Genomic DNA, 18,374 nt, shown 5'->3' on the forward strand with positions numbered 1-18,374 from the left:
CGTACCGTGGGTGAGCCCTTGCGCAGCGTTCCCCCCCGGTTTTCCCCAGCTGCCGTCGAGGTCCGTGACACTTGAGCCAGGCGCGACGCGTTGGTGGCCTTCGTTCGATTCATTGTTCTGAATCCCGGGACGCTTCCAGCAGCGCAGGTTGAAGCGCTGCAGGGCGCTGGTTACAGCGGTGAGCAGGTCGCGCATATCGCCTTGGCGATTTCGGTCATTACCTTCACCAACGTATTCAATCGCATCAACGACACCGTTCTGGATTTCCCCAAGCCTCAGTAATGATCGAGCGAAACATCGCTACCCAACGGATCCGCGCCATGAGTGCAATTCATCATCTTCCTCCGGCAGAGCCGAGTATCTCTGGGGGCTGAAAGATGCACCGTCCGATAAGCAAGTCGATCAGGCTGTCGACGTCGCAGTCCATGCCTTCCTAAATGGTTATGCAGGTCAACGGCCTTGAGGAGTTTAGTATTCCCTGCCAAGTGCAGAGGACTCGCGGAAAAGCCTGGGCGAGACACCGTAAGCAGACTTGAATGTCTTGCTGAAATGTGAGCTGCTATTGAAGCCCCAGCCATAGGCGATGTCTGTAATCGAACGGGATGCGCTGCCCGGATTCCGAAGATCCTCGGCGCATCGCGAAAGTCTGCGTTGCCAGATGTACTCGTTGAGACTACTACCGTTTTCGCCTTCGAAGACCCGGTGCAGTGTGCGAACAGAGCATTGCACTGCTTGTGCGATCCGCTCGATGGTCAGTTCGCGCTCCCCTAGATTTTGCTCAATAAAGGATTTGATCCGATGCTTTTTGAAGTAGCGGAAGTCATGCTCAAGCTTCGTTTCTTGTTTCTGATTTTCCAGTGTGTTGTTCAGGAGAGAAATGATGCTCTGGCCCACCAGGTTGGAGGTTGTATCGTTTAGCAACGTATATTGGGAATACGCATCAGTTATCATGTGCTGGAGCATGCGTCCAAGGCCATTGCGGTTGTTCAGTCGTAAATCACTCGTCTCGCGTACCGGCCAGTCAAGCCCATGGCAAAGCAGCATGAGATATTCGCATCCCTTCATGCTGGTGACGTTGAATGGACGTCCACAGTCGAGTAGCAGGATTTCTCCGGGGGCCAATGCACAGCTTTTTCCATGTTGTTCGAAGTGACTGACTTCACTCATTTGCAGGATGAGTAGCCATGGGGTGTCGGAGGGAGCGAGTGCTTTGCTTAAGCTTCGAGAGAATCGGTGGGGACTGCACACCATTCGGCAGAAATGAAGATTGCCCAAGGCACCATACTCCAGCCTTCCATTGAAAGGCCGTTCATTGAGGGGCTCGAAACTGGTGGTCTCCAAGCGTCGGACATAGTCAGGCGTCTTGCCTAAATGGTCACTCATGAACTCGCGCCATTTAATCAGACGGTCCGTGTGGACGAATTGATCAGTGCAGACAGTGGCAAGCGCGCTCATTTCTTTCTCTCTCTTGTAATGTCGTTCGGAGCAGGGCTCCGAACGATGTCGTTCAGGAACCACCTTTTCAGAAGGGGTAGTTATGCCCTCCTGCTTGCCAGGTAACCCAATGGGCACGTGTGAACTCTTCCAGGGCGTAGTGGCCATTGAATCGGCCGAGGCCCGAGTTCTTTTCCCCGCCGAATGGAGCGTTTGGCTGATCGTCCACGGTGATGTCGTTGATATGCGTCATCCCGGCAACAATCTTGCGAGAGAAGGCAAAGCCGCGGGCCATGTCCTTGGTGAAGACGGCGCTGGACAGTCCATAGTCTCCAGCATTGGCAAGTGCTAGCGCATGTTGTTCGTCATTGGCTACAACCAGAGGAAGCAGCGGGCCGAATGTCTCTTCAAGCGCCAGCTCCTGATCCGCAGGTACCTCGCCGAAGACATGAGGCGGCAAGACGAGACCAGATGGTTGCCCCCCTGCCAATAGCTTTAGACCTGCGTTATGGGCGTTGTCGACCTTGCGGAGCAGACCATCTAGTTGAGTCTGGTTGATCACCGGGCCGATCACGGTGTCCGCCAGGTTCGGGTCCCCAACCTTGAGCTTTTCAGCCCGCTCGGCAACCAGCGCAGCGAAATCCGGATAGACCTTTCGGTCGACGATCACCCGGTTGACACTCATGCAGATCTGGCCTTGATGGAGGAATCTGCCAACGACTGCCGCGTGTGCAGCGATTTCGATATCGGCGTCGTCCAGGACTACCATCGGACTGTTGCCGCCCAGCTCAAGCGCAACGCGCTTGATGTATTGGCCTCCTGTGGCAATACGACCTACGTTGCGACCCACATCGGTCGAGCCGGTGAAGGAGATGAAGCCAGGCACCTTGTGCTCGACGAAGGCATCTCCAATTTCCGAGCCGGCACCCACTACGACGTTGAGCACTCCAGCGGGGAAGCCAGCCTCTTCGAAGAGGTGCGCGATGAGCAGGCCACCAGTGACGGCTGTGTCGCTGGCTGGTTTCAGAACAACAGTGTTGCCCAGGGCTACGGCGGGAATCACCGAACGCATACTGAGGTAGAGCGGAAAATTCCAAGGACTAATGACGCCCACCACACCTAACGGTTCCCGGAAGACGAAGCTCTGTTCACCGGTTTTGTGACTGGTCAGGATTCGTCCCTCTACCTGGAAAGGCATGCTTGCGCATTCGCGTACCAGGTTGAGTGAGGCGTTGCATTCGAAGCTGGCTTTGATGCGCGTACTGCCAGACTCCTTGATAAGCCAGGAGGTAATTTCCTCCGTACGACGTTCGATTACCCGTGCCAGGTTATTCAGAAGTTCGGTTTTCTGGGCCGGAGTTGTGGCTGCCCAGTCCGACTGGGCACGCTGTGCGGCAGCATAAGCATCGTTGAGGTCGTTTATCGAGGCCATGGACATGGCCAACAGCTGCTCGCCAGTAAAGGGGTTACGGTCGTCGAGCTTGCGCGTTGATCTGCCGAAGATCCAGGCTCCATTGATGTATTGGCGGCCGGAAATTGAATAGGGGGCAGTTTGTAGGGGCATCATTTTTTCTCCGATTTTGCGGATACAGATCAGCCGAACTGAATGAATCGCGGTCAACTGCGAATCCAGGCGCGACCCCATGAGTTGAGTGTGTACTCGCTCTGCGGCCAATTGCCGGGTGCCTGGTCTGCCGTAGTCATCTCCAGTTCAGCGGAGAACTCCAACCGGTTCCGGTCTGCATCGACCACCATGAAGAACAGGTTGTTACCGGGGCCATGACGACCGGGACCAAAGAAAATACTGATCCGCTCTTTGGCGAAGCGATCTCCCCAGTCGCGAATATCATTCCACTCGTTGGTTTCGTAGCAGTGGTGATCCCACTCGTTCTTTGATCCGCGGAAGAATGCGAGTGAGTGGTGCTCGTCGTCGGAGCGCAGGAAACACACCATGAGCTTTCCTGTTTCCTGATCCATCACGTTGTCGGAGATGGTGAAGCCAACGGTGTTCACGTAGAAGTCGACCATATCCTCCAGCTCGGTAGTCTGGAAGACTACGTGCTGAAGCCTACCGGGCATTCCAGGGAGATCGGCGCGATGATGGTTATTGGCGACGCCGAAGATCGTCTCGCGACCCTGTGGATCTCGAATGCTGAAGGATCCTTGCTCAAGGATGGGAGAGGTGATCTCTTGGACGGAGCAGCCTCTTTCTTCCAACTGATGACGCAATTCGGCCTGTTGCGCTTTGCTCCCCAACTGAAACGCGGCGGCGAGGAGGCCGTGCTTATCCGCAGGACTGATTTGCACGACACGGTTGGGCCCTCTCAGTACTGCACTTCCATCTGTAAAGCGCTCGCATTGCATGTCCATCATGCGTTGATAGAAATCGATTTGCTTTTGAGGCTCCTTGCTCCCCATATGCAGGTACATCAGGCGAGCAGGGGTGGTTGTTTGCAGAGTGTTCATGGTGGACCTCCGTCCAGTGCGTTATCGGAGTGCCTCGGCAGCCATGGTGAAGCCGGTCAGCGGAATGGAATGCTTGGTTTGGAAGAGGGATTCCAGTGCTTGCACGACGTGCTCTTCGTCGTGACAGTCGAAGATCGCAGCGATGTACCTGTCTGGACGGAGCAGCAGGATTGCCTGCGATTCGAAGAAGGCCGATGGCAGTGTGCTTTGCTTGTCCTTCAATGTCCGCATGCTTGAACAAGTTGTCTCGATAGCCACCTGCTCGCCTGCGGGCTCGATCAGGATTCGTTTCGCATTGAGAGTGTTCCAGAGCGGATGTCGGAGTTTGCCGAGATCGTTACTGTCGGATCTGCCACATTGGATAAGGGAGAAGCCATCGCCCATCAGGTGGTCGAGTTTGATTGAACAGTCCGATTCATCGAATAACGTGGGCTGAGGAAACATCTCTCCGGTTTTGTAGGGGCTGGCGATGCGACTCGGGATCACCAAACCTTTGGTAAAGCGGGGTTTGGGTTTGAAGCGCATTTGCAGGAAGTAATCCCGTAACGGCGGAACCATACCTATGGCTCTGAAGAGTCCACTGATCAGCTTTGCCCTGAAAGCGCTCGCTGGGGCCATGACAACGCCGAGATTGAGCGCGAGCTGGATCAGCGCCCAGGCATGGTCTCTGCGTTCGCTCTCGTAGGTGTCGAGAATGCCTGGGGCCAGGATTCCTTTCATGACCTGGACAAGCTTCCAGCCAAGGTTCTGGGCATCGCGGATGCCGCTGTTCATGCCTTGGCCAGCATAGGGTGGGGTCAGGTGGGCTGCATCGCCCGCCAGGAACACGCGACCTACCTTCCAGCGTTCCGCTACACGTGCGTGGAATGTATACACCGTCTTGCGAACGATAGAGGTGGGTTTGTTGCCACGGAATGGGCGCAACAATTCTTGCAGCCTTCCTTCCGAAAGGACCTCCTCGTCAGTTTCATCAGCACGAAGCATCAGTTCGAAGCGACGCGTGTGGTGCGGACCGGGAACGTCGACAACCGGGCGACGGGCATCGCAGTAGACTCGGGTCTGCCAGAAGGAGTCGTCGTCCTTGTCGGTATCGACGACCAGCCAGCGAGATTGAAAGCTGGACCCGACCATTGCCACGCCGAGCTGCTTGCGCACGGGGCTGCGGCCACCATCGCATGCGATCAGGTAGCTTGCAGTAATTTCGATTTCTTCGCCTTTGTCATTCTTGACGAGAGCGACGACGCGCTCGGCATCTTGCTGGAAACTCAGTAACTCATGGTTGAAACAGGCTTTGAGTGATGGGAAGCGCTCCAGTCCCTGGCGCAGGGTCGCTTCGAAGAGCGGTTGGCGAAAGGCATTGCGCTTGGGAAAACCGTAGAGCATTGATGTGGGTTCAACCTTGCCGAAGCAATGTCCACCAGGGCGGTTGAAGTAGTGGACTCCATATCCGGTCACGACATCCTTGAGAACATCCTGCTCCAGCCCGATCGCCTGCATTGTGCGCAAGGACTCGTCATCGATGGAGACGGCGCGGGGCTCGGCAACGGTACTGGCCTTGCGGTCTAGCAGGATGGTGTTGATACCGGACTGGCCAAGCAGGTTCGCGAGGGTGAGACCGGTCGGTCCGGCGCCCACTACGAGGACTCCAGACTGCAATTTAAGGGTTGTCATTGTTGCTCCCTTCCAATAAGGGGCGGCTCAGCCGAGTTGATTAGGTCTCTGAGATAGAGCTGCCGCCAGCTGTGTAAGATTTTCAGCCAGGACAACAATCTGCTGCCCTTGCTGCTCATCCAGAGTTATGTCCCGTTCCTGAATAGGACGAACACAGGAGATACTTCCCACGACCTTTCCGTCTCCGTCGAAGATCGGGGCGGCCAAACCAAAGACCCCGACATCGACCTCTTCGGCACTGATCACGAAGCCTTTTCGGCGGATTCGCTGAAGCGAGCGCCGGAAATCGTCCCAGGTCTGGCCCAGGTTGCTATGCCGTATCAGCTCCGGGTTCTCAAGAAACAGTTGGCTGTGCTGACGAGTACCCAGATTGGCGAGAATGGCCTTGGAAGTTGCCCCCATGAACAATGGACGAGGCGTACCACGGGCGTAGCTCACTTCATCGGTGAGCGCGCCACTCTGATGGATGCAGACGACCTGATTCTTGAACAAACGGCATACCAGCCAGACCTGATGCTCACTCCACCGAGGAAGCTGCGGTTCAAGCTGTTTCGCGGCGCGCACGAGTGGATCGCTCACGCGTAGCTGACGATCCCAGGTGATGATCCGCGCGCCGAGGGTGTAACGGCCGGCTTCTACCTGGAATAGCAAGTCGGCATCGGCCAGTTCACGGACGTATCGATAGACCGTCGAACGGGTGTAGCCGAGAACCGCGCCCATATCATCGACCGCCCAGATCGGGGCTTCTTCGGTGAAGATATCGAGCACGCGCAACATACGCTCAAGGCTCGACGCCTTGACGCTGTCGGGTAATACCTTCTTCAGTGGCGGGTTTGGCTTCGTTTGTTTAGACAGGCCGTCCATTTGTTATTTCTCGTCGGCAATGATGTTGCGCAGAATACCAATAGAAGAGATTTCTACTTCGACGATATCGCCTGGTTTCATCCAGACAGGGGGTTCGCGGAATGCGCCCACGCCACCTGTGGTGCCTGTGACAATCACATCGCCGGGAGCCAACTCAGTGAAGGTGGTGCAGTACTCGATGAGTTTGCGCACCTCGAAAATCATGTCGGACGTGTTGGTGTGCTGCATCACCTCACCGTTCAGGCGGGTGGTTAGCTCTAGGTCTTGAGGATTCTCAATTTCGTCACTGGTTACCAGCCAAGGACCGAAGCTGCCGGTCTGTGGGAAGTTCTTGCCCGGCACGAACTGAATAGTGTGCTTCTGCCAATCACGGACACTGCCGTCGTTGTAGCAGGAGTAGCCGGCAACATAGTCGAGTGCGTCCGCTTGGTCGACATGACGTGCCGTTTTACCAATCACCACAGCCAGCTCGCCTTCGAAATCCAGTTTGTGCGAGGCCGCTGGACGAAGAATGGGTTGCATGTGAGCTGTCTGGCTGTCAGCGAAACGAGTAAAAATCATTGGATAAGTTGGCATGTCGCGACCGGTTTCGCGAACGTGAGTTGCGTAGTTGATGCCAATACAAAGGATTTTGCCGGGGTTGCTGATTACCGGCAGGAAAGTGACGTCGGCGATGTCGATGCGAGGCAGCCCGTTCAGATCGATTTCACGAAGTTCGAGCAGTCGGTTGCGTTCGATGGCCTCCTTGACGTCATTACCAATGATGGCCTTCATCGAGTCCAGGTCGATAATCTGATTGCCTTCCACAATCCCGTATGAGTGTCGGCCTTGGTGCATGAAGCTGGTGATTTTCATGAAGTATCCCCTTTCTTGGGTTATTGGCTACGGAGGAGTCGGTCGTTGGTTTGTGCAGCTTCCCGCACTTGGTCCAGAAGAATGATCAGGGTCGCGCCGAGAGCGACGGCGCCGGGCAGTAATGCCGCTATGAAAATTTGATGGAGCGACCAGCCCAGGCTCAGTATCAATCCACCGAAAATGGGGCCGAGAATTGAGCCGATGCGACCGACACCTAACGCCCAGCCAATACCGGTGGAACGGATGGATGCTGGGTAGATCTCCGCAGCCACTGCATTCAGTCCGGCTTGGCATCCTTGAACGATGATGCCTAGTACAAACATGACGGTCAGGAAAATGTCCATGTCCAGTGGCAGCGTGCTGAGGGCGAGCACCAAGGCCAGGTAACAACAGAATTCGGTGACCAGAACCTGCGTGGCGCCGTAGCGATTCATTACGTGGCCTTGGCAGATAGAACCGATGACGCCGCCAAGACTGAACAGGATGATCGCCTGGATACCTGCGGAAAGTGGCGCGTTTGCAGTAGCAAGCACTGTCGGAATCCAGCTCATTATCGAGTACAGGATTAGCAGGTTCATGGTGTACGGCAGCCACAGCAAGATCGTTCGGCGCCACATTCCATCGCAGAAGAGCCGCTTCACGGGCGTACGTTCGGATTTGTCTCGATGTGTTGTGATGATTTCTTCGGGAAGAGGCCCGACACTCGGGAAGAGCTGACGGACGATGCGTTCCAGAGCTGTGCGGTTTTTAGTCGAGCGGGCGAGATACTCCATCGACTCAGGCAGGCGAATGCTAATGATCAGTGCGACAGCGAGAGGAAGCAGTCCACCGATGATGAAGATTGCTCGCCAATCCCAAAGCACAAGTACTTGCTGAACTGTCAGTCCCGCCAGCATGGCACCGAGTGGCATACCGCAGAAAACCAGTGTCACGGCCGAGCGAGAGAAGCGTCGAGGCATGTACTCGGAAGTCAGGGCAACCAGGTTGGGAATCGCCCCTCCCAAGCCAAGTCCGGTCAGGAAACGCGCTAGCAGCAACTCGTTGAAGTTGCCCACGGCGGCAGTCATGAGAGAGAACGCACCAAAGGTGAGTATCGACGCGAGTAACACCTTTTTACGACCGACGCCGTCTGCCAGTGGCGCCAAGAGTAGAGCCCCGACCATCAAACCAAATAGGGCAGAGGCGAAGACAGGACCGAAGGTGGCGGGCGCGACTTCAAGGGAATGGGCCATGGGGCTGACCAGAAAGCCGACTACTTGAGTGTCGAAGCCGTCGAGTATTGCAACCAACAGACAAAGCGCGAGCACTTCGTACTGTTTAGCACCCATTTGGCGATTGTTGACCACGTCGCCAAGGACGCTGGAGGTGGTTTCGTTATGCACGGCGCAGGCCTCTTGTTTTTGTGTTTGTGCATGAGGAGTCGCATATGAATTCGCGATGGGTTAAATCTAATTCAAGGCAAAAATCCTGTAAAGCGGGATTTATGAAAAATCCCAATATATAAAATATTTGCTCTGTTTTCTGCGCCAGCCCACTCTTGAGCAGGGCGGTAGCTGAGGTAAGTTGCGAACCAGAGGGGGGGAAATGAGGAGCGGCGACCGTCAAGACTTACTGCCGGTGGGCGGCCGGCAGCAGAAGGACGACTTAGAGTGGGTAGGGACCGCATTCAGCGTATGTCCCTGAAAGCCATTTACCGGTCCCTTGTACCAACGAATCTCAGTGGAATCGCCCCTGCGAGGCAGTACTGCGAACAGCTGTGGAAGGTCAGGTTGCCACTGTAAATGCTGTCCGCCACGCTTCATTCGCTCCACATCCACTGTGAGCGGGATAATGGGAAAAACGACGTGGTTTCGGGCCCGTTGCAGCTATGGGTACGGGGCGGGCCCGAATGCGGAGCATCGCGTTCAGGCGGCGTGCGTGGCTAGTTCATTGTTGCCCACAGGCGCGCGTTGACGAAATCGCGCCACGACAATACAAGCGATCACCAAGGCCAGGATGTAGGTCGCGGCCGCCAGCCATCCGACAGCCCTGAAGTTGCCCTCGCCAACCACCAGCGCTGCGCCGAAGGGACCAGCACCCTGGCCGACGAAGATAGCGGCATTGCCCAGACCAGCGAGGCGACCCGACGGGTCCAGTTCGGCGCTCATGGACAGTAGGTAAGGCAGACTGAAAAACCACACCAGGTGAATCAATCCGGCAGTTACAGCGAATGCCAGCGGACTATCGCCGTAAACCATGATCAGTGTGGCCGCGACTGCGGTACCGAAGCCTATTAGCTGGGGCGCAAGCAGGCCTATCCGACGCTTGATGACGCCGGCCAGGCCCGCTCCGATTGCGCCGCCAAGGATGCTGGCACCCAGGATGGCGCCGATCTGCTCGGGATCCAGTCCGATGTTTTTGCCGATACGCTCTTGGTACACCCACAAGGCGGAATGTCCGAAGAACAGCAGCGCAAAGAGCGAGATCAGCAGGAGCGCCGTAAGCGTCAGTGGTGGTGCAGACTTGCTTGATTGAGCGGCTTTTTCATCGAAATGGGCCGGGATTTGGCGATATCCGATCAGAGCGATGATGCTTGCCACGCCCAGTACGAGGAAAGAGCCCGACACACCAGCCGTCTTGAGGATAAACGGTGTGGACGAAACGAGTAGCATGCCCCAGAGGAGGTTGCCTATGTTGATCATAGCGAAGGTGGCATCCTTCGAGGTGCGCAGCGCAGCGGTGGCATACACAACCGCCATGATCGCGCCACCACTCAGGCCGCAAATCAGGCGGCAGCCGGTCAGGGACAGCCAGCTGTTTGCTTGAGTGCTAGCCAGATTGCCCAGGACCAGCGCTATCAGAGCCACCAGCGCGAACTTGCGCCTGTTGACCATTGGCATCAGCATGGCGCTGATCCCGCAGGCCACAGCCATTGCCGTCAGCTCGGCGGCGAATATAGTGCCGATTGCGTTCAATGGAATGCCCAATTGATCGACAAAAGCACCGCCGAGCAGTGGCTGGATCTGGAGTGTCCCCAGCGAGATAACCATCATTACGCAGATTGCCAGAAGTGTTTTTTTGCTATCGACAGTTTTGAGTGCATTCATGATTAAGTTGCCTGATAGGGGTTAGAGCGTATGCGCAAAACGCATCTGGAAGGAGATATCGTTCTTGGCGCGGTTCTCGACATCGGTTTCGTGATAAATGTTTACCCAGAACCCTTGACCCTCACTGATCCGCCAGAACAGACCAGGGCCCATGCCAAGCACTTTCTCTTGCGAATCTTCCAGTCTGCGGCCATTCACCTCGTCATCTTCCAACTGCTTAAAGTAGTAACCGTTCAGGCCAACCGATACGTTCGGAATAACTTCATAGGACGCCGTGAAATTGGCCCATGCAGCTTCGCCAGTTTGAGTGTCACGGACCGGCTGCCCTTCGAAGACCAACGGAGAGCTGCTTGCCGGGTCGTCGTTCTTGAAGTTGTACAGATAGTGCAGTCGCCAACTCATCTCCCAGCGAGGCGCGGGCATCCAGGTAGCGGCCCAGTAGGGGTTGACCGAATAGAAGTTGGAACTCTGATTGAGATCCTTGTGCTGATCGTATTTTCCGGTGGGCAGGATGAAGTCCAGAGCGAATCGTTGGACGAAAACGGGACGATTGTGGCTGTCTACGATTGGATCGAACTGGACCTGAGGGCCGGTGACGATGTCACCCATTCCGGTGCCATTGTCCTTCAACTCTGCCCCTGTATCGCCGAAGTCGCCCTTCAGTGACACGATAGGCACGATTAGGCTCCAGCCTGGATGGGCGCCGGCACCGATGGTTTGCGCAGAGTAGTAGCTGAGCTGGTTCAACAGGGTGATTACGTTCAACTTGGGGTCGTTGAACGCCTTGTTCTCATGGCCGTCCTTGTCCCGGAATGAGCTGGCGCTGTCGGTCTTCAGGTAGACAAGGTGGCTGAGCCCCGGCGGGCCCGCAAAGCCGTCATAGAAACTGGTTCCACCCAAGTTGATACCCGCAGGTTGGGAGACAGAGGGTGGAGGGCCATCCGCAGCGTAAGCAGCATTCACGTCGGCGAAGACGATTAATCCCAGAGTGCTGGCAAGCAAGGTTTTCATGTGTGCTGGCTCTATTGTTGGATTTGTGAGCTGAAGAGCTGTTCGCTCTGTGCACCTGAATCTAGGGGCGATGATGACTGTGGTCTTGCGCGTATCGGCCACTCTTGTCTGGGAGTGCCATTGTTTGGGCGTATGAGGCCGACAGGGCGCTTATCGAACGAGGGATAAGGCCTGTCGGATACTCTGGCGCTCTTGAGCAACTTTTGGCGGGTGAGGGGAAGTCACGCACTCGGCTCAAAACTAGATTGGCGGCACGGCCTTTCGGCCGCGTACAAAAACAAAAAAATGAGAGCCGACAATGAAATCTCTTACACAGCGTGCCTGGTTATCACTGGGTGTGATGATCGCTGCTTCCACTGCTAATGCCGCAGAAGCTCCGCCACCTTCCGTCAGTCAGCCATCCGGAATCAACCTCGGGGTAACCAGTTTCTTCGACGGGTTTGCCGGGCCGCCCGGCTGGACTCATCTTGTATACCTGCGACAAAGTCGGGCGACGTCGATTCGTAATAATCAGGGTAAGGATGTGGCTGTCTTTGACGATCCCAGTATCGACGCCACGGTCCTGCTGAATCAGATCAGCTACATCTCGCCATCAACGATCGGTATGGGCGCTCACCTTGGCTGGAATGCGATTATTCCGCTGACGACGGTCGATGCCTCCTTCGGTGCTGCCGGTCCTGCGCTGGCTGACAACGCGACGGGTCTGGGTGATCTCACTACCGGCCCGCAGATTCAGTTCGATCCTGTCTTCAACGCGCAGGGGAGACCTGTCTTCTCCCAGCGTTTTGCATTTGACGTCATCGTTCCCGTGGGCAAGTACGACTCTCACAAAGACATCAACCAGGGTGCAAACCATTTCTCACTGAACCCATACTGGGCCGCGACCTGGCTCCCCTCTCCGGGGTTCGAGGTGAGCTGGCGTCTTCAGTATCTGTACAACTTCAAGAACGACGACCCTGCCAGTAGCACGCCTCAGTTCTTCAACGGTGAGTCCTTGCGAGACGTCCAGGCCGGCCAGGCTGCCTGGGCCAACTTCACCACCTCGTACGAAGTCGCTCCAGGGCTGCATCTGGGACTGAATGGCTATTACTTCAAGCAGATGACCGATGATCGAGCGAACGGCCACCGTCTGGAGGACTCGCGTGAGAAGGTGCTGGGGATCGGTCCGGGCCTGTTCTGGGCCATCAACAAGTCGGACGGGTTCTGGTTGAATACCTACCGCGAATCTCAAGTGGAGAATCGCGCGCGCAACGATTACGTTGTGCAGGTCCGGTTGGCCCACGCCTTCTGACATTATCCGAACCAGTCGATCAGTGGTGTAGGCTGGCTCGCGCGCTTCGGACATACTTGTGTCCGGTGCGCCGTGCCACCTCTACCATTGAACGATGAGCAGAAGAGGGCCCTCCAATGAATCAACTATCGATCCTGTCAACTGAGCAGCTCCCGGCGGGAGAGCGCATGGCTCAGTGGGCCCAATGTATAAGCCTGTACGCAGGCCAGACGTCCGCAGTGGTCATGCAGAACGAGGAGAGCTCTGTCGAACCCTACAGTCCAAGGGGGTTCAGAGGGCGACTGGAGTTCGGTGACCTGGGTGATCTCCACATTTGTCGAATGATGGCGAGTCCGCATCGGTATCGGAGGAAGTTCCGTGCCGCGCAGGCTCATGAAGGGACCAACTGGACGCTCGTGCTTCAGGAGGGCGGCGTCAGTCATTTCGAGCAAGGCGGGAACACCCTGATGCTGGTGCCCAACCAATTCGCGCTTATCGACGTGAATCAATCGCTGGAGGTGACCAGTTCAAAGGGGTGCGAGCAAATCATCATTCCTTTGGCAGGTCAGCGGTTCAGCCTTGGCGGCAGCGGGCGTCTGTACCACCTGCAGACCGAAGAAGGCCTGCCCAGGATGCTGCGTAGCATGCTGCACGATGCACTGGCGCAGTATTCAAGCCTTTCCTACAGGGCCTCCCGATCTGTCGGGGACGCACTTCTTGGTGTGTTGGAGAGTGCCATCGAGCAGTCCTGCTCCGGGGAAGAGGAAGAGAAAACCAAGCCTTCTCTCATTGCCATGATCCAGGGGTGTATCGAAGAGAACTTGCATGATCCAAGTCTGAATGCAGAAATCATCGCGCGTAACTTGAACTGGTCATCACGATCGCTGCATCGCCATTTTCAGAACTGCTTTGGGTGCACCTTCAGTGATTATGTCTGGCAAAGAAGGCTGAGTCGCTGTGCCGAGCAAATGCTGGACGTCTCGCAGTTCAATCGTTCCATCACTGAAATTGCATTTGGCGTGGGGTTCAGCAGCAGCTCCCACTTCAGTCGCAGTTTCAAGGAGGCTTTTGGTATGACACCTCGCGCGTATCGCAAGTCCCTCATACGCTGAGTGTTCGGCTGAGGTGTCTCGACGGATCAAAACCAGGCTGATCCAGGCAAGTCGAAGGAGGTATCGGGCTCTTAAGGTTTCACTGCACTTTCTACCGCTGATCGAGCGGCCATCAACAACAAGAAAGCCAGGTGAAACTCATGTCCTTGCCAAGCCAATGCCGCATGCCGCGGCCAGTGTACACGCCTCGAAACAGTCGAAATCTCCCTGCCATAGTCCTGCTCTTTCTATCGAGCCTGCCTCTATCAGTGACTGCCTTAGCCGAGGACCGTTCCCCTCAGAAAGTTTACCAGGCCGTTTGTGCGCGCTGTCACGAGGAAGGCATTGCGCTGTCGATTCGAGGCTTCCCTGCGGCAGTGGTGCAGTGGAAGGTACGTAACAGTGTAGGTGCCATGCCTAGATTCCCTGCCACGGACATCGACGATCAGTCGCTCTCTGAGCTTGGCGCATACATCCAGCAATTGAAGCCCATTGCCGCCAATCAAGGTGAGCGGCAATGAACCGTCGGCAGTTTCTCAATAGAAGTGGAGCGGCTTTGGCGGTTGGAGGGCTCTCTTTTGCCTTGCCCACCCGCTTGATGGCCTCTCCAGATCTCGATCCAGTCGAGCGGCCTGTCCTCTTGGTTGGCAACCAGTCACGTCCATCGCGAGCTTTCGACGTGGCGTTCACCCATTCACTGCATCTCCCTTCTTCCAGGATTCGGCGCGTGGCGTGGAGGGATGGCGTTACACCCCGCACCCTGGCCGAGTTCATTCAGGAGGTTGCCGGAAGCGGGCTGATGGTTGCTGGGCTGGTCCAATGGGGGGACTGGGAAATCCTTCAATCGCAGTTGCCTCCACATGGGGTTCTGCACCATCTGCGGCATACGCAAGCGGCTTGCGGTACTCAAGGCATCCGATTGCATTCTCCAGGCGTCACGCAAGAGGGCGTCGTCTCGAGTTCGACGCGTGTTGGACGCAAGAGTTGGGCAGCAATGAGCGGTGTCTTCGCTGCTTCGGCTGTACAAAAAAGAGAATCGCCAGGGGGATGGCAGTCCGAAAGCCCCGTCTCCTCTACCCCCTACGTCTCTTTCGTCCTTCTGACTTGATTGTTTCCCTGGAGCTGTGACATGACCACTTCAACAAATCTGCCTGCTGGCGTGAGCCAAAATACCTTCAACCAAGCCGTCTCCGAGTACGCCGCGATTGTCGGCAACGACAACGTTTTTGTAGCCGATGAATCAATGTCGCCTTACATGAAGGCCTACATTCCTGTTGACGAGAAACTCTATGCACCCTCCGGTGCGGTCTCCGTGTCGAGTGTGGAGCAGATTCAGGAGGTCCTGAAAGTCAGTCATAAGTATGGGATCCCGCTGTGGCCTATCTCGACGGGCAGGAACTTTGGCTACGGGGAGGCCTTGCCTGCCGTACCTGGGCAGCTCCTTCTGGACCTGCGCAAGATGAACAAAATCATTGAGGTGGATCCTGTGTTGGGCACTGCCCTGGTCGAGCCAGGCGTCACCTATGCCCAGCTTCACGCCTATATCAAGGAGCACAACATTCCGCTTTGGTTGAGCGTGCCTGGTCCTGGACCGCTGGTGGGGCCGCTCGGACAAACCCTCATTCGCGGCGAGGGGTACACCGCCTACGCAGAACAGTTCTCGGCCTGCTGCGGGATGGAAGTGGTTCTCGCCGATGGTCAAGTCGTCAGGACGGGACTCGGCGGCATAGAAGGTACCGGCGCCTGGCAGACCAACAAATATGGCTATGGTCCCTATCTGGATGGCATTTTCAGTCAATCCAACTTCGGCATCGTCACAAAGCTCGGGCTGTGGCTGATGCCCGCCCCGGAAAGCTACGAGATTTTCACGATCAGCTTCCCGCTTTACGCAGATATCGAAAAGGCTGTCGACTTGGGGCGCCGGCTGAAGCTGTCCGAGACCGTCCGGTCGCCGCTGTTGATCGCGTCGACCGCTACCGGGATGGCGCTCGCAGGCGTTCCCCGCTCGGTGATCAAGCCTGGGCCTGGCGCTCTTACTGCTGACGAAATCCAGGCGTTTGCTCAGAAAAACCATCAGCCAACGATCTCCATGACCGCCGCTCTATATGGCACCAGGGATCAGATCGCTGCCCACCTCAAATTCGTTGAAAAGGAAGCCAAGGCCGCGGGTGGGATGTTGCTGCATGGCGATCAACTGAACGTGCTGCCGGAAAAACTGGTGCATCACTTCCATGACATGTTTACGGGAACGCCTGACCTTCAGGAGTTTGCACTGCTCAACTGGATTGGTGGTGGCGGTCTGATCTGGTTTGCTCCGATCTGCCCGACCCGAGGCAGTGAGGCGATCAAGCAGATCGACATGATGAAATCACTTGCCGCCGAGTTCGAGTTCGATTTCATCGATGCGTTCTTCCTGAACGGCCGCAGCATGGTGCATCTGTTCAACCTGTTCTATGACCGCAGCAATGAGGATCAGAAGAAGAGGGCGTATGCCTTCTTCGAGAAGGCGCAAGCGACTTTCGCGAAGGCGGGGTATGGGGTGTATCGCAGTAATCCCGCGTTCATGAAGAAAACGGCGCAAGTCTATGGCTCGGCGCAAATGGACCTCAATCGGCGAATCAAGAAAGCCCTGGATCCGAAGGGCCTGATTGCTCCCGGGATGTCAGGCATCACCATAGCCTGACCGGCTGAAGGCGGTATTCCACCGAAGGATAAAAAGCTCGGTGGAATACCTGCTGTTCTCCTGTCTGCGCATCGCCGTATCAATTTCTCCATCCAGTTGACTGACAGCCTTGGTCAACGCTGGCGCAGCCAGAATAAATAACAAGAAACCCTGGAGCCTGAAGTCCCGGTCAATCCTGAGAGTCCTTCCACTTCTCGGTGCCGATCAGGTCTCCACAATAAAAGGGGTACCCGTATGGGGTATGTGTTGAGCAATCTCTCGATTGGTCGAAAGTTGCTTCTAGGCTTTGGATTGGTTGTCGTGGTGGCGTTGGGCGTAGCCAGTGTGGGCTTCATCAACATCTTCGCATTGTTAGAACGTGGCGACCTGATGACGGGTATTGCTGAAAGCCAGGTCCACTTGCTTCGCGCGAAAGTGGCTCAGCAGGAATACGTCCGCTCTGGATCTCTGGACTCCGCGCAGCGCGCCCAGGCGTCGCTCACGGCTATGCAGTCTCGGTTGGACGCGCTTCTGGGGTCCCGCCTGAACAGTGAGCAACGGGCGCTTCTGGTGGAAATGAAGTCCGCTACGAAAGCCTGTCAGGCGTCTTTTGATCGCTTGGGGGGGATTGCGGATGGGGCTTCCCATGGAGGGACGGCGTATGAAGACCTGGAACAACAATTTGCCAAATTGATGGGTCTTGCAGAGGCCGCTTATGTGGCGCCTGGCAAAGAAATGGCGGCTCTCGATAGACGAATCCCACGCCTTATGGGATTCAGCTGTTTCGCTCTCCTCTTGGTTGCGGGTGCCGTTGCTTTGTTTTTGCACCGTCAGATCGTCTTGCCTCTGCGTCATGCCGTCTCGGTGTTGCGTACCGTAGCAGCAGGAGACCTTTGCATTGCGATCGAGGTTCGCCAACAGGATGAGTTGGGGCAGTTGCTGCTTGCGACTCGCCGCATGGTCTGTGATGTACGTGGGGTGGTTGAACGGATTGGCGGCGGCGTTGAAACGCTGTCGGCGATGGCGGCCGGCTGCGCTGTTATCAGTGCAGGAGCCGGCGAGATTACGCGCAGGCAAAGCCAGGAAGCAGAGCAGAGCGCGTCGGCACTCGTGCAGATGGCTGCAAGTGTGCATGAAGTGGCGAGCCATACGCAGCAAGCGTCTGTGGCGGCGCGCGATGCGCAACAGCAGGCGCGATCCGGCGCCATGATGGTGGCCGACGCAGTGGGCAGGATCGATGGATTGGCAGAAGGCGTGCTGGCAACTAAAGCCAGTATGGTTTCCTTGTCCGCAGAGAGTGAGCGAATCGGCGGCATACTCGATGTGATCAAGTCTGTTGCCGAGCAGACGAACCTCCTGGCGCTCAATGCCGCGATCGAGGCTGCTCGCGCGGGAGATCAAGGGCGCGGATTTGCGGTTGTTGCAGACGAAGTCAGGGCGCTTGCAAGACGAACCCAGGACGCCACGATGGATATCGCCACGACTATCGAGTCCCTGCAAGAACTGACGCGGCAAGCCCTGTATCGCAGCGAGGATTGCCTGGTGCAGGCGAGCAGGGCCGTTGAGCAAGTCCGTCTGGCCGATCACAGTTTGATATCGATCACACAGTCGGTTTCTCTGATCGAGCAAATGAACCAGCAAATCGCTGCGGCGGTCACGCAGCAGAGTGCCGTAGCCGAGCAAGTGAGTCGGAGCGTCGTCAAGGTGCGAGACGATGCGCAGGCCAGTGCTGCCAAAGCCAGCGAGAGCACTGGCTTCAGCGACGCGTTGCAACACCTCAGCGTTGAGCTGAGCCAGTGCATCACGCTGTTCCGGTACTGATATGCCGCGGTTCTGAGGAAACGGGAGTCGCGTGCGGCAGCATTCAGCAAACGCTGTCCTTGACAGTCAAGTTGTCGCACCGCTCAGGCAAGTCGTGTCGCCTTTCCAAGTCTAAATTCGTGCTCGGATGCTGCGCTCAGCTC

The 18,374-nt window shown here is 56.4% G+C and carries 14 protein-coding genes and 1 pseudogene; 5 read left to right on the forward strand and 10 right to left on the reverse strand.

Annotated features, from left to right (window positions below; genetic code table 11):
- The first annotated feature begins 93 nt into the window (after positions 1–93).
- The gene (locus JQF37_RS09540) at positions 94–282 is read left to right on the forward strand and encodes a hypothetical protein (protein ID WP_130207815.1); all 189 of its coding nucleotides are present in this window, start codon (positions 94–96) and stop codon (positions 280–282) included.
- 186 nt (positions 283–468) lie between these two features.
- Here JQF37_RS09540 and JQF37_RS09545 read toward each other — a convergent pair whose 3' ends face one another.
- From JQF37_RS09545 to JQF37_RS09590, 10 genes and pseudogenes are all read right to left on the reverse strand, one after another.
- Entirely contained in the window at positions 469–1,455 is a 987-nt protein-coding gene (locus tag JQF37_RS09545; protein ID WP_130207817.1) for a helix-turn-helix domain-containing protein, read from the reverse strand.
- 67 nt (positions 1,456–1,522) lie between these two features.
- Positions 1,523–2,998: an aldehyde dehydrogenase family protein gene (locus JQF37_RS09550; protein ID WP_130207912.1), complete on the reverse strand. Its 1,476-nt coding sequence runs from the start codon at positions 2,996–2,998 to the stop codon at positions 1,523–1,525.
- Between the two features lie 53 nt (positions 2,999–3,051).
- The gene (locus JQF37_RS09555) at positions 3,052–3,900 is read right to left on the reverse strand and encodes a VOC family protein (protein WP_130207819.1); all 849 of its coding nucleotides are present in this window, start codon (positions 3,898–3,900) and stop codon (positions 3,052–3,054) included.
- 21 nt (positions 3,901–3,921) lie between these two features.
- Positions 3,922–5,571 (reverse strand): bifunctional 3-(3-hydroxy-phenyl)propionate/3-hydroxycinnamic acid hydroxylase, encoded by a 1,650-nt coding sequence (locus tag JQF37_RS09560; RefSeq protein WP_130207821.1) that lies wholly within the window; start codon positions 5,569–5,571, stop codon positions 3,922–3,924.
- A gap of 27 nt (positions 5,572–5,598) precedes the next feature.
- The gene (locus tag JQF37_RS09565) at positions 5,599–6,435 is read right to left on the reverse strand and encodes an IclR family transcriptional regulator C-terminal domain-containing protein (RefSeq protein ID WP_130207823.1); all 837 of its coding nucleotides are present in this window, start codon (positions 6,433–6,435) and stop codon (positions 5,599–5,601) included.
- 3 nt (positions 6,436–6,438) lie between these two features.
- The gene (locus JQF37_RS09570; RefSeq protein WP_130207825.1) at positions 6,439–7,290 is read right to left on the reverse strand and encodes a fumarylacetoacetate hydrolase family protein; all 852 of its coding nucleotides are present in this window, start codon (positions 7,288–7,290) and stop codon (positions 6,439–6,441) included.
- 20 nt (positions 7,291–7,310) lie between these two features.
- Entirely contained in the window at positions 7,311–8,672 is a 1,362-nt protein-coding gene (locus tag JQF37_RS09575; RefSeq protein WP_223272681.1) for an MFS transporter, read from the reverse strand.
- A gap of 279 nt (positions 8,673–8,951) precedes the next feature.
- A pseudogene (locus JQF37_RS09580) lies at positions 8,952–9,140 on the reverse strand (carotenoid oxygenase family protein); the annotation flags it as partial.
- Positions 9,141–9,194: 54 nt separating this feature from the next.
- Complete coding sequence (locus tag JQF37_RS09585; protein ID WP_130207827.1) at positions 9,195–10,376, reverse strand: MFS transporter; 1,182 nt, start codon at positions 10,374–10,376, stop codon at positions 9,195–9,197.
- Positions 10,377–10,397: 21 nt separating this feature from the next.
- The gene (locus JQF37_RS09590) at positions 10,398–11,387 is read right to left on the reverse strand and encodes a transporter (RefSeq protein WP_130207829.1); all 990 of its coding nucleotides are present in this window, start codon (positions 11,385–11,387) and stop codon (positions 10,398–10,400) included.
- Positions 11,388–11,685: 298 nt separating this feature from the next.
- Here JQF37_RS09590 and JQF37_RS09595 point away from each other — a divergent pair, with 298 nt between their 5' ends.
- The 4 genes from JQF37_RS09595 (at position 11,686) to JQF37_RS09615 (ending at position 18,231) form a co-directional block, all read left to right on the forward strand.
- Positions 11,686–12,678, forward strand: a complete 993-nt coding sequence (locus tag JQF37_RS09595; protein ID WP_130207831.1) for a transporter — start codon at positions 11,686–11,688, stop codon at positions 12,676–12,678.
- Positions 12,679–12,902: 224 nt separating this feature from the next.
- Positions 12,903–13,769, forward strand: coding sequence for a helix-turn-helix domain-containing protein (locus JQF37_RS09600; RefSeq protein ID WP_223272682.1), 867 nt, complete (start codon positions 12,903–12,905; stop codon positions 13,767–13,769).
- A 1,108-nt stretch (positions 13,770–14,877) separates the two neighbouring features.
- Positions 14,878–16,431 carry an FAD-binding oxidoreductase gene (locus JQF37_RS09610; protein WP_130207837.1) on the forward strand — a complete coding sequence of 518 codons (1,554 nt, stop codon included), beginning with the start codon at positions 14,878–14,880 and terminating at the stop codon, positions 16,429–16,431.
- Between the two features lie 234 nt (positions 16,432–16,665).
- Positions 16,666–18,231 (forward strand): methyl-accepting chemotaxis protein, encoded by a 1,566-nt coding sequence (locus tag JQF37_RS09615; protein WP_204149622.1) that lies wholly within the window; start codon positions 16,666–16,668, stop codon positions 18,229–18,231.
- Positions 18,232–18,374 lie beyond the last annotated feature (143 nt).

This window comes from Pseudomonas sp. MIL9, from assembly GCF_016887925.1.
Classification (GTDB): domain Bacteria; phylum Pseudomonadota; class Gammaproteobacteria; order Pseudomonadales; family Pseudomonadaceae; genus Aquipseudomonas; species Aquipseudomonas mohnii.